The following is a 15286-nucleotide window of genomic DNA, read 5'->3' on the forward strand; positions in this document are numbered from 1 at the left end:
CTATCAAATCGTCAAAAGACCGGGTTGAATCTTGAGTATCAAAAAATAGTTTTACTTATTCTTACTAATTTTGAGTTTGATGACTTCTTTCCGAGAATGTAAATAAATCTGATCGAGATCTGGAGCCACATCTCTGTTATACATTCCTTTATCTAAGAAGGTTTGATCCATTAGGCGCATACCAAAGATGACCCATTGGACATTTGTTTTGAGGTATCTAGGAATTGGGTCGATGCTTGTCCCAATATAAGTATAATCAGTACCAATAATAAACCTCATCCCTACTCGATACCCATTCTCAAACATAAATTGAAGCTGTTGATCATTTAAATCGCTTTCGGATACTAGTGCTCTCATATTAGGTATAAAAATGATCCACTCAGATGATATGCCTTTTTCAAGACGACGTTCTATTTCATAGATTAGCTGATTCCCTATATCCGATAGTTCCTTTTTACTTCCAACATAGGTTTTCACCTGGTCACTATATGCTTCATATTCTTGGAAAGCATCAATCAACATCATATGGATGTTAGGCATTCTAAGAATAGTTTTTAATAAATGATGCGTTATATTATCAAAAGCATCTTCTGCATTTGACACATAAGCCATGTGTTTAAATTTTCTAAGAGAGATATTGACACTTCCAACCATTTCTAGTTCCAAACCGATAGGAATCTGAGCATTCTGAATAGCCTCTTGTACACCAGGCAAATTCAAAAATTCTTCCATCGTCAACTCCTCTGGCACCATCGGGATGGCACTTGGGCGTTGGCCGGTCCAGGCTTCTTGGAGGGAAGCCACTTCCTGACGTAGGTTGTTGAGGACTTGGGTATCATTAGCTCCATAAACTGGGAGTGCCAGCTGGATCACATCCACCTCTTCACGCTTCATAAGGGCACGGCCCTTGATGTCTTCCATAGTCATGGCAAGGGGCGTAGAGCCCACGATAGCTCGCACTTCACCTGCCTCATTCTGTGGTAGGCTCAACTGGTGCTTGAAGTTCGAGTAGAGTTGAGCACGAAGGTTGGTCTGACGTCCGGCTGTCACCAATAGGTGAACCCCTATGCTGAGACCTTCACGGGAGATGCGCACCAAGAGCTTGAAGAGTTCTGCCTCATAGGCTTCTTCCTTGAAGGCCTCATAGCTATCTAAGAGGATGACAATAGCCGGCTCTTCCTGACCACTGGCCTGACGGTAGAGGTCTAAGGTCCCAACTCCATAGTCCGCAAGCAGTTTCTTACGACGGTTGAGTTCTTTCTCCATGATTCGTACAAACTTAGAGATCTTCTCTGTTTGGTCCAAAAGCATGGTATCTGCCACCTGTGGAAGCTTGGACAATGGAGCCAAACCATTGGTACCAAAGTCCATCAAGTACATGGTAAGGGCCTTGGGACTGAATTTGCGAGCCAAGTCCATACCAGCTGTCTGAAGGAAGGTGGTCTTTCCTGTACCCGGACTTCCGTAAAGGAGGATATGACCATCCTTGGAGAGATTGATAGAAACGGCTTCCTGCTTCTGAGCCTGCGGGATATCTGCCATTCCAAGTAGAACTGAGAGTGATTTCTCTTGTGCCCATGCTACTGCTGGTTGCACTTCTTCCAGCTCCTCTAGCGCGATGCGCTCCTTAAGTGGTGGCAACCATGGCTGTGGCACTGGAGGAATCTCTTGTTCCTCACACAAGAGCTGGATATGGTGCACTATCGCATCCAACTCTGTCGGAACTTCCTTGATCTCATCCACATCTTCTAAGCCTGATAGGTCTTCATTCAAGATCTCATATTGGCCCAATTCATTGATCAAGTAGATGGTGTGGTCCTCGATCCCCATATCGTCCTTGTCCGGCTGGTAATCTGCCCCTGACCAGGCTGACTGGAAGAGTTCATAGACTTCGTTATTCCCGACCTGTAGATAGGCACGTCCTGTCTGAGTGATCTCGGCTGCGTCCGGCGTATGAAGCATTTCATTCGAGTCCGAACGATCCGCCACCTTAAGGGCGATCTTGAAGCGTGAGTTAGACCAGATCTGGTCATCCACCACACCTGATGGCTTTTGAGTAGCTAGGATCAAGTGGACCCCGAGGGAACGTCCGACCCGAGCGATGGATACCAGCTCCTTGATAAAGTCTGGCTGGTTAACCTTGAGCTCTGCGAACTCATCTGAGATGAGAAAGAGGTGAGGGAGCGGTTCTGTCGCTTCTCCGTTTTTAAATTTCTTCTGGTATTGATTGATATGGTTGACTTCGAACTCTCCAAAGAGTCGTTCACGACGATGGATCTCCGCATTGATCGAAGCCAGAGCCCGCATGGATTGGGCACCATCCAAGTTGGTAATCGTCCCCAAGAGATGGGGCAGATTTTTAAAGAGATTGGCCATCCCACCACCCTTATAGTCGATCAGCAAGAAAGCCACATCATGAGGGTGGAAGTTGACAGCGAGGGATAGGATATTTTTTTGTAAATAGCAGAGCAGATAAACAAGCGAAAAATATAGAATTTTCAAGGTACTAGAAGGAAAATTTCCTTATCCCATTATACCATATGAGTGTTACCGTGAGAAGATGAGGAAAGCAAAAGAAAACCACCTGAAATAAAATCAGGTGGTTCATGAAATTTTGCAGTTAGTTGAAGAAACTTTCAATCCAACCACTTATATTGTTTAACAATATTCCTAGCTGACCAATAAGTCCATCCATCTCCAAAGCTTTATTCTCATACTCATTAATTTTTATGAGTAACTCATCAATATTTTCGTCCATGGCCTTAATACTAGAATCAAAATATGAAATCAGATTACCTGCGGGTGTAACAAATTTCGTATCATGCAAATTTCCAGTCCAAGATTCATCATATTCATCTTTTTTAGAAGCTACAGCTTTTTTCTGCTTAACAAATTCACTTTTAATTTTCCGTAACTCGTCATATATTTCCTTGACTTTTTTTGCCTCTTCTAAATAACCTTCTTTTTTTGATTGAGCTGAACTAATCTGCGATTGAATTGCAGCTTGTTGACTAGCTTTTGACATCTATACCTCACCTCTTTAACAAATAAGCAAGCACTACAACAGCGTAGACCATGATTAACAATATAGCACTACCAATGCCCAACAATTTATAAAGTTTGTTGATCCCACAGTATCGTTCCACATAAGCCCTGTTTGGTTTTTCAGGATCATACCATACCGTCATCTTCGAATAGACTGGGAAATGCGTTCGCATTAAGTTATTAAACGATATAAAAGAATTACGATAAAAGGTTAGGGAATTTGCCAACATGTCCTCTCTTGTAAAGTTATCAGATGCACTTATAGGGCCCCATGGAAGCGAAACCGTTCTAATCATAAAATACCGTAATGGCTTGCTATAAGTAGTTCCGTTAACCGTATATTCAACAATCGGAGGATTCCCAGCCTGAAAATTACTATAGCCCACAACCGTTCCCTTAATAGACGATTTGGCAAGACGTACCATCTTTTTATCCCGAAAATAAAGGTAGAGATATGTACCAGATAAAAAGATCAAGGATAAAAGAATGACGATGGTAGCAAATAAAAATAAAATGGTTTCTGTTGTCACATTCAACTCCTATCTTATTCTACGCTCTTCACATCGGACATTGAAAGTCTCATCTTAGATGGATCTGACATCGAGTCAACAATCTCCAATTGTTCTGAGTTAAGTGGTAACAAAATTAACGTGGTTGTGTAAGAAGGTAGCTCACCACTATCCTTGATAGTATAACTAATCTTTTGATTATCAAAAATAGTTTTGCCTTCATAAGACCAGCTTAGTGAAAACTCCAAATCTTTTTTGATATCTACATCAGTTTTATTGACGAGCATTAGTGCTGCTCTACCATCTGAGACGGCTCCTGTAAAGTAGATAGCCATATTTCCCTTACTTCCAATTTCTGGATGTTCTTTGGTCAATTTTTTACCAAGTTCAATTAAATCCGACGTTTGACCTTCATATTGTGGTGCTACTACAAATTTCAATTCTTTCTCTTTGTTTACAACTGTCTCGCGCGTGCTTTTCTCTGTTCCCCCTGCTTCCTTTCCATTAGAGCAAGCTCCAAGAACCAATAACAAGATGACGACAAATAACTTCTTCATTTTTTCTCTCCTTTTAACAAAAAATCTATAAACCTTTATCTCTTCTTAGACTTCTTGACATGTTCCTTGTACATTTTTGACTTCTTTCCATACCATTCTTCGATGGTATAGCCATACTCTTCACGGTATTTCTCTTGATTTTTATTGACTGTATTCAAGTTCTCTAGTGTTACTACATTGGATTTAAAAAATGATACCAAAAATAGGCCTAAGAAAATAGGTGAAATTGGTAATAAAGCAAGCAACAAATGTGCCAGAAGGTTATTAAGACCATGGGTAAAGAGATTGATGCCAGACATCAACAACCATAAGAATAAAATAACATTCAAAAATTTTTTATAATATTCTGAGGAGAAATAATCCTTGCTAGCGCGCTGCTTTGTGACAAGGATATAAATAAGGTAAATCAGTGATAACACAAAACCAATCCAGTAGACGATACGAATTGCTACTAGGGGGATTAAGTATAAGATGGCTATAAACCAACTATAATAAAAAATTAGAAATAAAATCAGCTGAAGAATCTGAGTCAATAAATAGGTCTTAATACGATTTCTTTTAGAAATGATATAAAAACAAATATAACAAAACCAACAAAACAAGAATAGAAAACCAAAGAAGCTATTTGGGGGAATGAGCCCTTTTTCCACTGATGTTAGCTGTGTAACCATTGATGTTAATGGTACAGCTGGATCGTGCCCAGCTTCACTAGCCATTCGAAATAAGTTTATCGGATAATATGTCGCAAGAATAATCATAAATGAAAATAATGGTGCTACAGAAAACATTTTCAATATGTTAAAACGTCTTCCCGTCTCTAGTGCTTCATTAATATCTTTTTGTATCTTATCCATTTATTTTCTCCTATTATCCAAACAAGGATGAGGCCGCCTTCAGACCACCATTGAAAAAATCAGAAACATTCTTGCCCACACTTTTGACAGTCTCTAAGCCCTGGTGGATCCCATTTCCGATAGACTCCACCCCCGATTCTACCACGTCCACAGCACCATAAGCTATATTTTTAGCTCCTTGAGTATTTGCTAGTAAGTAATCCGTCCTTAACCCATTATACCAGAATAGTTAATCAATTAGTAAAAAGTATAGAAAAGCACCTGAGTTATTTTCAGGTGCTTCATCTAGAATCAGAATAACCAGGTCCGATCCTCTGCCAAGAGACTAGAAATAGCATCTACAAACCTTTATCTCTTTTTAGACTTCTTAACATATTCCTTGTACATTTTTGACTTTTTCCCGTACCATTCTTCAATGGTATAGCCATATTCCTCACGGTACTTCTCTTGGTTTTTATTGACTGAATTAAGATTAAATAGTGAAGAGAATGTTGATTTACTCAATGATATTAAGATAATAATGAGAAAGATTGGAGCGATGGGTAATATAGCCAAAAGTAAATGAGCAAGTAAATTTTTAAACCCTGAAATAAGGATACCCGCAATAAAATTTATAAACCATAAAGCCAAGATAACATTTGTATATTTCTTTATTTTCTCCTTGTCAATATCAAAAACTCTAGTATATGACTTTGTTATGAGACTATAAATAATATAGACAACCGCTACGGAATAAGCTAGCCAATAAATAATCCGAATGATTAAAAAAGGAACAAAGAATTGCAAGCCTAAAATTAGTCCAAAAATGCTTAAATGAATAAGAGTGAATAAGACGAGTAAATTGAGTAAATAAGCATAAATTCTATTTCTTTTTGAAATGATATAAATAATCATATACATCGCCCAATAAACTAAAAATAAAATACCAAAAACTTTTTCTGGGATGATTAGTTGATACTCTAATTCAGTAAGCGGCTGCATAAAAGTTATACTATTCTTACTCATGGATGTTCCTAAAGCAATCGCAAACCATGGGGCAAATATACATATAACAAGAAATAATGGCATTGCAAAAATCATTACTAATATATTCCATCTTCGCGTTGTTTCTAGTGCATCATTAATATCTTTTTGTATCTTATCCATTTATTTTCTCCTATTACCCAAACAAGGATGAGGCCGCTTTCAGACCACCATTGAAAAAATCAGAAACATTCTTGCCCACACTTTTGACAGTCTCCAAGCCCTGGTGGATTCCATTTCCGATAGACTCCACTCCTGATTCTACCACGTCCACAGCACCATAAGCCAGATTTTTAGCTCCGTCATAAACAGACTTTTTAAATTCTGGTGCAACCGCAGAACCGATAAGATTAAGCGTTCCCCAAGCAAGGCCTCCTATAGCTCCAATTACTGCCCCCTGTGGTCCAGCAAGCCCTCCTGCCTTAGCTCCAAGCCACATACCATCTAGGGGGCCAACGTTAGATATGGTATCAATGGTACCACCTAGCACAGACTTCCCAATTTTCCCTACGGTCGTCTTGGAATCCGTCTTAGAATTATTGTAGTTCTTATAGATATTGACTCCCTCTTCTACGGCTAATACGCCCCAACCTACAATTTCTCCCCCGATTTTAAACTTGTCACTTTTTATAAAATCCTTTGCTATATTACCAAGCCCTGTTGCATACTCTCCCATAAAAAACGAAGCTGCTGTTTTGATGTGTTTGAATCCCTTTGCAACAGGCCCTACAAGCTTACTTAACTTACTAACCCATTTAGTACTTTTTAGTGCATCGGGCAGGTCCATCATAAAGGTTAATACTTTTTCTACCAACGGGGATCTTTGAAGGGCTTGACCTATTTCTTTACTATATAAGAGTGTTTGAAATGATATTCCCTTACCACTTCCTGTATATAAAGTGTCTAGTAATTTCGAAAAATCATCAGCACCCTTGATTCTATCTGCCGCAGCTTTCGCCCACTTACCAAGATCATTGACATCTATCCCAAGGATCTTAGCGATTGCTTCTCTTTCACCTATTCCTGTCAAACTGGATATAAAAGCAAGAAAGCTCTCTCTCGCTTTTATCACCTCTGCTTGTGAACTAATATTTCGGTCAATCCCAGAAATAGCTGATGCAACCGTTTGAGAGTCTGCTCCTTTTGAAACATCCAAAAACTTGGCGCTATACTGTTTATCTAGACTAACCACTCCATTTAGAGGATTACCATCTCCTTCCGAGGACATTTTCGTTAATTGTGTTTCATATTCTTTCAGAGTTTCTAATTTGCTCTTAGCACTCGTATAAGAGGCAAAGCCTTCTATAACACCGATATCTTTTTCATCCAGTGTATCAATATTCGCACTAACCTTACTTAAAAAATTATTTTCTACTTCAGTAATCAAATCTGAAACTTTACCCTTAAGTTCACTTGATTTACTGTAATACTCACTCATTGGTATCGTAAATACTCCATCTACCATGAACCTCCTCCTTTCTGCTCATCCACTATCTTCTTAGCATCTTCATCTGCTTTTTTAATGATCTCTTCTACTTTTTTCGCATTTTCATTAGTCGTATGCCAATTAGTCTTTGCTTTTGTTAATTTTGCAGTTAAATCATCAATCGCAGTTTCCAATGCAGTAGCTGCTTCACCCTTAAGATTTGAACTAACGGATGTTTTAACATTCCCTAATTCTGTAATCAGGTTATCAAACCCATCCCCAATTTTTTGTAACTCGTCTTGAAACTGTTTATGTTGATCTGCGATATATTTTATTTCTGCCATAATCTCTCTCCCTTCACTTAAAATGAAACAGAAGATTCAGCAGACGAAATCTCTTCGGCAAAACTTTTTGCACTTTCAGACAATACAATGCATTCTGCCACTAAGAGCTTTTGGTTTTTTAATTCTGAATCTACTTTATTGAATAATTTAGCATAGCCGTCCCCCAACAAATCACTTTGAAATAAACTAAATTGGGAAGCAGAAGTTGTCACACTTTTTGTATAATTATCAACGTTTTGTATCAATTTCTCAACCGATGATACAAATGTTTCTTTGTCCATCTTGATAGTAGTCATGTTACCCCCTAATAAACCATACCCAATAGATAATCACGTACACTCGAATCCAAATCAGCTTGGCTAATAGAATCATATACTAGAGCTTTATTGTTTGCCGAATCTTTTGAATCGTACACCATACCCAATCTCCAACTATTTAAAGCGACATCAAGATCAAACATCGCTTGAATTTGGGATATTCTCCCATCAACCTCACTAAGAAAACTTGCCTTTTTGGCAGAAATATCTGCACAGTCGGCCTTAATTGTTAGAACATAATCATCAAACTTCGAATCAGCATTACCTTCCCAACCAGAAACATCTGTAGAAACACCTGATACACTATCTGTCGTATCTCCTTCTGTTATGGCAGTTTTAAAAGTATTCAAAGCAGCAATTCTTTCCTTATAATTCATCTACGACCACCTCCATCAAAGTTTTGTTTAATCTATTTTCTTTTTAGGGATCGTAAGAGACTTCTCCCAATTTTGATAAATTTCTATGAAACGTTCTTCCTCTTCATCCACAAAACCTTTGAAAACAACTCGATCAATATTTTCTTGATTAAAGAATATTGTATTATTGGGATTGATACCACTTGGGTAAAGACAACCCATATAATCTACAAACATCTCAGAGTTTGTTTCCTGATCTTGGTAAACGACCCCACGACCGATAACCATGAGTTTTTCTGTTCCTTCTTTTAAATACACTACTGTTCCTAATGGGTAAAGTTTTTCTGACATAATTTATTCCTCGATTTCTTGTTTGATTAATTTTACTTTTTGAGTTCTTCCTTTATCATAAATATAGGCTTGATCCCACTCTAATTTTTTCTCTCGATTATTTGAATTGTGTTCCACAATTGATTGATCATATAAACGCATAGCAATAACTGCTGTTGTAATATTTTCCTTAATGCCTTTAATCACAGGATTTACCTTAAAGAATACCGATTTTGAACCCGCAGTAATAAAGTGCAGACCGTATTTATAAGCATTAATATACAATTGATAAAAATCATCTTCAGATATAGAAACTTTTTCAACAAAAGAAGCCAAATCCGGTATAACGATGAAAGTTTGAACATCTTTTGGAGTTTCTTTCCTGTTTGTTATCTCCTTATCAAGATTATTAAATAGATCTAAGATTTCTTCTCCTGAAATATATGCATTTGCTTTTTCTTTTAAGAATGAATACTCTTCGTTAGAGTCTACTAACAATACATGACCATTGTCTAGACAGTGATTAATTACACTAACTAGATGACAAATTGTATACTGAAGAGATTGCTTACCTTCTGATAAAACTACAATATTTTTTAATGTAGATAGATTAATTGGGATAATCTCAGCTTCCTCGCAACTAATTGCAATCGGTAATGCATGATTTTGAATCGCTTCTTGAGTTGTAGGCAGATTGAGAAATACTTCCATCGTCAACTCCTCTGGCACCATCGGAATGGCACTTGGGCGCTGGCCGGTCCAGGCTTCTTGGAGGGAAGCGACTTCCTGACGTAGGTTGTTGAGGACTTGAGTGTCATTGGCTCCATAAACTGGGAGTGCCAGCTGGATGACATCCACCTCTTCCCGCTTCATAAGGGCACGTCCCTTGATATCTTCCATGGTCATGGCAAGGGGTGTAGAGCCCACGATGGCTCGCACTTCACCTGCCTCATTTTGTGGCAGGCTCAACTGGTGCTTGAAGTTCGAGTAGAGTTGAGCACGAAGGTTGGTCTGGCGACCAGCTGTCACCAAGAGGTGAACCCCGATACTGAGACCTTCACGGGAGATACGCACCAAAAGCTTGAAGAGTTCCGCCTCATAGGCTTCTTCCTTGAAGGCCTCATAGCTATCTAAGAGGATAACAATAGCCGGCTCTTCCTGACCACTGGCCTGACGGTAGAGGTCTAAAGTCCCAACACCATAGTCCGCAAGGAGTTTCTTACGACGGTTAAGTTCTCTCTCCATGATTCGTACAAACTTAGAGATCTTCTCTGTTTGGTCCAAAAGCATGGTATCTGCCACCTGTGGAAGCTTGGACAATGGAGCCAAACCATTGGTACCAAAGTCCATCAAGTACATGGTAAGGGCCTTTGGACTGAATTTGCGAGCCAAGTCCATACCAGCAGTCTGAAGGAAGGTGGTCTTTCCTGTACCCGGACTTCCGTAAAGGAGGATATGACCATCCTTGGAGAGATTGATAGAGACAGCTTCCTGCTTCTGGGCCTGCGGGATATCTGCCATCCCCAAGAGGACAGAGAGTGGTTTCTCTTGTGTCCAGGCTACTGTCGGTTGCACTTCTTCCAGTTCGTCTAGTGCGATTCGCTCTTTGAGCGGTGGCAACCATGGCTGTGGTACTGGAGGAATTTCTTGTTCTTCACACAAGAGCTGGATATGGTGCACTATCGCATCTAACTCTGTCGGAACTTCCTTGATCTCATCCACATCTTCTAAGCCTGATAGGTCTTCATTCAAGATCTCATATTGGCCCAATTCATTGATCAGGTAGATAGTATGGTCCTCGATCCCCATATCGTCCTTGTCCGGCTGGTAATCCGCCCCTGACCAGGCTGACTGGAAGAGCTCATAGACTTCGTTATTCCCGACCTGTAGATAGGCACGTCCTGTCTGGGTAATCTCGGCTGCGTCCGGTGTATGAAGCATTTCATTTGAGTCCGAACGGTCCGCCACCTTAAGTGCGATCTTGAAGCGTGAGTTAGACCAGATCTGGTCATCCACCACACCAGATGGTTTCTGGGTAGCTAGGATCAAGTGGACCCCGAGGGAACGTCCGACCCGAGCGATGGATACCAGCTCCTTGATAAAGTCGGGCTGGTTAACCTTGAGCTCTGCAAACTCATCTGAGATGAGGAAGAGGTGAGGGAGCGGTTCTGTCGCTTCTCCGTTTTTAAATTTTTTCTGGTATTGATTGATATGGTTGACTTCAAACTCTCCAAAGAGTCGTTCACGACGATGGATCTCCGCATTGATCGAAGCCAGAGCCCGCATAGATTGGGCGCCATCCAAGTTGGTAATCGTCCCCAAGAGGTGAGGCAGGTTTTTAAAGAGATTGGCCATCCCACCACCCTTATAGTCAATCAGCAAGAAAGCCACATCATGAGGGTGGAAGTTAACAGCGAGGGATAGGATATAGGATTGGATGGTTTCTGACTTCCCTGATCCAGTCGTCCCTGCGATCAATCCATGAGGTCCATGGGCTTTTTCATGCAGATTGAGCTGAACCAGGTCATCCTGACCACGCAGACCAATTGGCACAGCCAAACTCTTGTAAGGTGCGTTCTTTTTCCAACGGCTCGATACTTGCAAATCCTCAAAGGTCTCCGCCCCATACATTTCCATAAAGGTCACAGAATCTGGGATCGAACTCTTAAGATTTTGGAGGTGATTGAGCGGTGCCAAGGTACGGGCGATCCGCTCCTTGTCATAATCTGCTGGGAAATGATCCAAATGGAAGTCCGTCTCTTTCAAAACTCCTTCTTCCATGACCAGTTGGCCCGTATTGCGGTCCTTGATATTGATCACTGTCTGGATGTTCTCAGACAAGGAACTCATGACATCCTCTACAAAGATGAGAGAACAGCCTAATTCCGTTGGATCTTCGGTAAAGAACTCCATGATGATATGATCCAAAATCAGCTTCTCATCGGTCACTAAAACCACGTAATGAGGATGGAAGAGGGTGCTCTCCTTGTGGGATGCTTCTTCCTTTTGACTACGACGTAGTTTCAAGATTTGGTTCAAACTATTCAGAACTTGGTCCCGTGTTCGTTGATTGTAGACAAAACCGCGGACATTGAGTTCTTGCAGTTTAGCATGAGGTAGCCAACGCATCCAAGACCATTGCTCTTTTTCCTCTTCAGGCAGGATCGTAATAAACTGCACATCATGGTAAGAATGGAAAGTCGCTAGCTGCATCACCAAAAGTTGCAGTTGTTCTAGGACGAGATTTCTAGGTCCAATATAACCCACCGGTCCATGGCTGAGGTTTGCCGGAATCGGCATGTCTGGGATCTTTTTGTGACGACTATAGAGAGCGTAACCCTCTTCTTCCAGAGCATCCTTCTTACCGCTGCGCTCTTGTTGACCATATTTCAAGTCATAGCTAGTCGGCATTTTCCCGAGTCCCAAACGATAGTATAAAAAGTCAAAATGCAAGGGAGTCTTTTCGTAGATCCGGTGATTGTAACTCTCAACCAAGTCCGTCAACTCTAAAATAGTCGGAAAATGATAGTGCATCCCTTCTTTTTGTTCTCGTTCCAGACGAGTCAATTCCTTGACCTTATCTTTCAGGTAAAGACGATAGAGATCGACCCGTTCCTTCTTATCAGCCTTGTACTTTTTACGATTTTTGATAAAACCACGGATAGAAAAAATCATTGTGGTTATGGACATCCCTACTGTCGCAAGAATATAGATCCCTCGAGGTTGAATTAAGGTGATCAAGACAGTTACTCCGACCATCATTAGAGGAGGAACGATCAGCTTTAACAGTTCATCGCTCGGTTTAACCGGTTCCTGGCCTGGGGGATTAATCAAGATTTTATCCTCGCTACCACGATAGATGATCCGTGGAGAACGGTGATAATCTGGATAATCATCATAAAAGCCATATCGAGATGGTTCTCTCAGAGTCAGTTGTGGCCCAACTTGGGCAGGACCCTGAACCCATACTTCATCTGGATAGAACTTGATCGTCACCGCCCCTAGACTCAACTCATCTCCAAAACCAATCAATTGCTGGTCCATTTGTTCCAGATGATTGTTTCGATAGAATGCGCCCTTTAGTCGAGTTAACGTCCATTGATTTTGGGATTTTTGGAGTAAGAGTTCAACATCTCCATCTAGTGTGATTAATGCACCTCTTTGAGAGCCAATTTGAAACTCTGATAAATCCAAAAGGTCATAAACCCTTGGCTCCCCTTCTCGGAGATAAAAGACGACCTCACCCAAACGCAGACCATCTTTCAAAAGTCCCGCTTCATCGTCGTACTGATAAAAGACCTCGCCACCATCGACCTTGAGCTGAATCGGTATTTCCTGTTGAGAAAGGTAGACATGGGCCTTTTCAGTCGCCCCGATCAAGACCGTCTTATCTATACCCAGTTCTACTTCATAACGCAGACCTTGGTTGTAGAAAATGATTTGTTTTTTCATAATTTCTCTCCTTGGTCTACTTTAATTGCTAGAGGAACTACTTGGAACAGGTTTCTTCTCAGATGACGGTTTGCTTTCAGAAGCCTTGTCTTGCGGATTAGGAGTTGTAGAAGCATTGGAGCTTGATTCACTCGTTAGTAGCTCACTTCGACTATCCCAGTATTTCTTATACTCGCTTTCCAAAGTATTCAACTTACTTTCACGGTCTTTCCCTGACAAGTTGCCATCTTCTCGAACCTGCTTGATTTCCTGAGTCAAAGCATAGAGAATCAAGTCACTGTCATTAATCCGTTTGGCAATATCAAGAGCCTCTTCAAAACGATTGCGCCCAACCTGGATCCAGTAAGTCAAATAAAGCTCATCTGACTTAAGTGTTACGTTATTCAAGATGACTTTCTTTTGTTCAGAAGAAAATTCCAACCCCTGGATATAAGAGTAAGCCAACTCATACTTTTGCGTATTCGGCAAGCTAGCTGGATCAATTCTCTCTAATTCTGTAATAACACCACTATAATCCACTTTAATAAAGGCAGTATCTGCCTGCAACATCTTTTCTTTGAAAGGATTTTGCACAAAAATCAGATAGATCAGTGGAACGATCAACAAGACAACGCTGGCTGTTAACCAAATCGTTGCCAGTTTAAAGACACGATGGCGTCTACTTGGAACCAAGACCAAATCTGCCCGTTCTTTCGCAGCCTTCTCCGTGTAGTACTTCTCCAAAACAGCTACTGCAGCCTCTATATCATCTGCCTGACATAGGTCATTTAAGAAGTCGGGCAAGGTCTCTAATTCCAAGGAACCATTATAAAGATCCATGAAATCCAAATCGCTAAATAGTGTTACTGTAAAACATTTAGCCTGGCGTAAAAAATCTTCTGAGGATATGGATTGAGGAACCATCAGACCAGGAATTCCACGATAAGCAATCTTAGCCTGAGCATCCTTGGTAATAAAGAGATTTACTGGGTGCAAAAGGAAAGTCACAGGTAACTCCAAAGCGCCCTCTAAACGAAAAACGTTTAGGGCCAAACGGATTCTTTCCGAAATGGTACGTTCCTTTATTTCCTCATAAGTCAGTCCATGAGCTTCAACTTGATAGGAGAAGGTGACACTATCCTCATCAGACACCATCGATTGCTCCAAAAAGAATGGATGATGCAAATCTAATAGTAAGAGTTCCCGTAAATCTTGACTCGCAACATCTGAACGTTTGAGTTTTAATTCCCAGTTTGTTTCATTTTTTTCATAGACAAACGACTGTCCACCAAATTCAAATTTTTCTTCAGCCACCTATATCTCCTCAATTTCTACTAAATCTCCTGTCGTCATAGGATAATCAGACAGATGTTTTCCTTCATCAATCAACAAACCTTTATTGACAATTCTTAATTGATATTTTTTTCGCTTGATACCTGGATTAAAAATCGTATCCACTTCTCGCACCAGCCGGCGCACTTCAATTCGCCGTGGAATGCGAATATCCACATCTCTTTCTCTCAAACGTAGGGTAATATTGATATGTTGCTCCACCTTTTACACGCCTCCTATGCCTGGTTTATCCTTTTCTAAGTTATTTAGACAGACTAGTTAAAAACTTAGTCCATCCCTTCTACCATCACACGATAACTCATTACTGCCGTTGCTCCAAAAAGCAAGAAAATCAACACCACATAGAATATCTCTGGAAGAAAGTCATTCAGACCACCTTTTTCTACATGGCCTATATTTGTTTGGAACTTGATTGTTTTTTGAGCATTGGGCTGAAACAACTGTTCTTCAGAAGATTTTTTCACTGGTCTCTGTATAGCAGAAAACAGTTGGCCCCTTTCTGTGATCAACTGTTCCTCTTGATGCTGTTGCATGTCCTGCAACCTCTTTTGAGTCGCTTCATTAAAAAGCTCCTTGGTTTGTTCAGACTGTAGACCAAATTTCAATCCCTCTTTCTTTTCAAGTCGGGAATCATCAATCTGCAGACTGTTATCCTTCAAATCATCTGCAGCAGCCCCAGAGACTGCTGCACATGTTACTAAGGTAAGAAGGAAAAGAATGATTTTCTTCATATTTCTATTT

At 40.5% G+C, this 15286-nt stretch carries 14 protein-coding genes and 1 pseudogene; all 15 read right to left on the minus strand.

The features are described 5' to 3' along the window. Positions 1-51 precede the first annotated feature (51 nt). Positions 52-2460 (minus strand): annotated as a pseudogene (gene essC, locus B7714_RS09150) (type VII secretion protein EssC); the annotation flags it as partial. Positions 2461-2620: 160 nt separating this feature from the next. Continuing rightward, positions 2621-3025, minus strand: coding sequence for a DUF5082 family protein (locus B7714_RS09155; protein ID WP_070656897.1), 405 nt, complete (start codon positions 3023-3025; stop codon positions 2621-2623). A 7-nt stretch (positions 3026-3032) separates the two neighbouring features. Further along, a complete protein-coding gene (locus B7714_RS09160; protein ID WP_084860307.1) occupies positions 3033-3575 on the minus strand; it encodes a hypothetical protein in 543 nt (180 codons plus the stop codon). A 14-nt stretch (positions 3576-3589) separates the two neighbouring features. Further along, on the minus strand, positions 3590-4111 hold the full coding sequence (locus tag B7714_RS09165; protein WP_084860308.1) for a hypothetical protein: 522 nt from the start codon (positions 4109-4111) through the stop codon (positions 3590-3592). Positions 4112-4146: 35 nt separating this feature from the next. Continuing rightward, the gene (locus tag B7714_RS09170) at positions 4147-4965 is read right to left on the minus strand and encodes a hypothetical protein (RefSeq protein WP_084860309.1); all 819 of its coding nucleotides are present in this window, start codon (positions 4963-4965) and stop codon (positions 4147-4149) included. A 348-nt stretch (positions 4966-5313) separates the two neighbouring features. Continuing rightward, positions 5314-6111, minus strand: a complete 798-nt coding sequence (locus B7714_RS09175) for a hypothetical protein (protein ID WP_084860310.1) — start codon at positions 6109-6111, stop codon at positions 5314-5316. A 13-nt stretch (positions 6112-6124) separates the two neighbouring features. Beyond that, positions 6125-7453: a hypothetical protein gene (locus B7714_RS09180; protein ID WP_084860311.1), complete on the minus strand. Its 1329-nt coding sequence runs from the start codon at positions 7451-7453 to the stop codon at positions 6125-6127. After that, positions 7447-7758: a peptidase gene (locus B7714_RS09185; RefSeq protein WP_084860312.1), complete on the minus strand. Its 312-nt coding sequence runs from the start codon at positions 7756-7758 to the stop codon at positions 7447-7449. The genes B7714_RS09180 and B7714_RS09185 overlap by 7 nt, the downstream gene beginning before the upstream one ends. Before the next feature lie 17 nt (positions 7759-7775). Continuing rightward, a complete protein-coding gene (locus B7714_RS09190) occupies positions 7776-8054 on the minus strand; it encodes a hypothetical protein (protein WP_070657062.1) in 279 nt (92 codons plus the stop codon). An 8-nt stretch (positions 8055-8062) separates the two neighbouring features. Continuing rightward, positions 8063-8452, minus strand: coding sequence for a hypothetical protein (locus tag B7714_RS09195; protein WP_084860313.1), 390 nt, complete (start codon positions 8450-8452; stop codon positions 8063-8065). A 27-nt stretch (positions 8453-8479) separates the two neighbouring features. Next, the gene (locus B7714_RS09200) at positions 8480-8782 is read right to left on the minus strand and encodes a DUF4176 domain-containing protein (RefSeq protein WP_041170803.1); all 303 of its coding nucleotides are present in this window, start codon (positions 8780-8782) and stop codon (positions 8480-8482) included. Positions 8783-8785: 3 nt separating this feature from the next. Further along, complete coding sequence (essC, locus tag B7714_RS09205; RefSeq protein WP_084860314.1) at positions 8786-13213, minus strand: type VII secretion protein EssC; 4428 nt, start codon at positions 13211-13213, stop codon at positions 8786-8788. Between the two features lie 21 nt (positions 13214-13234). After that, entirely contained in the window at positions 13235-14506 is a 1272-nt protein-coding gene (gene essB, locus B7714_RS09210) for a type VII secretion protein EssB (protein WP_000796947.1), read from the minus strand. Further along, the gene (locus B7714_RS09215; protein WP_000434883.1) at positions 14507-14746 is read right to left on the minus strand and encodes an EsaB/YukD family protein; all 240 of its coding nucleotides are present in this window, start codon (positions 14744-14746) and stop codon (positions 14507-14509) included. Positions 14747-14811: 65 nt separating this feature from the next. Further along, entirely contained in the window at positions 14812-15276 is a 465-nt protein-coding gene (gene essA / locus B7714_RS09220; protein WP_000720508.1) for a type VII secretion protein EssA, read from the minus strand. Positions 15277-15286 lie beyond the last annotated feature (10 nt).

Origin of the sequence: Streptococcus oralis subsp. oralis, from assembly GCF_002096595.1 — a bacterium.
GTDB lineage: Bacteria > Bacillota > Bacilli > Lactobacillales > Streptococcaceae > Streptococcus > Streptococcus oralis_D.

Excerpts from the sequence above, each read along its gene's own strand:
- B7714_RS09155 (WP_070656897.1), bottom strand. The coding sequence starts at position 3,025 with ATGTCAAAAGCTAGTCAACAAGCTGCAATTCAATCGCAGATTAGTTCA.
- B7714_RS09165 (WP_084860308.1), bottom strand. The coding sequence starts at position 4,111 with ATGAAGAAGTTATTTGTCGTCATCTTGTTATTGGTTCTTGGAGCTTGC.
- B7714_RS09170 (WP_084860309.1), bottom strand. The coding sequence starts at position 4,965 with ATGGATAAGATACAAAAAGATATTAATGAAGCACTAGAGACGGGAAGA.
- B7714_RS09175 (WP_084860310.1), bottom strand. The coding sequence starts at position 6,111 with ATGGATAAGATACAAAAAGATATTAATGATGCACTAGAAACAACGCGA.
- B7714_RS09180 (WP_084860311.1), bottom strand. The coding sequence starts at position 7,453 with ATGGTAGATGGAGTATTTACGATACCAATGAGTGAGTATTACAGTAAA.
- B7714_RS09185 (WP_084860312.1), bottom strand. The coding sequence starts at position 7,758 with ATGGCAGAAATAAAATATATCGCAGATCAACATAAACAGTTTCAAGAC.
- B7714_RS09190 (WP_070657062.1), bottom strand. The coding sequence starts at position 8,054 with ATGACTACTATCAAGATGGACAAAGAAACATTTGTATCATCGGTTGAG.
- B7714_RS09195 (WP_084860313.1), bottom strand. The coding sequence starts at position 8,452 with ATGAATTATAAGGAAAGAATTGCTGCTTTGAATACTTTTAAAACTGCC.
- B7714_RS09200 (WP_041170803.1), bottom strand. The coding sequence starts at position 8,782 with ATGTCAGAAAAACTTTACCCATTAGGAACAGTAGTGTATTTAAAAGAA.
- essC (WP_084860314.1), bottom strand. The coding sequence starts at position 13,213 with ATGAAAAAACAAATCATTTTCTACAACCAAGGTCTGCGTTATGAAGTA.
- essA (WP_000720508.1), bottom strand. The coding sequence starts at position 15,276 with ATGAAGAAAATCATTCTTTTCCTTCTTACCTTAGTAACATGTGCAGCA.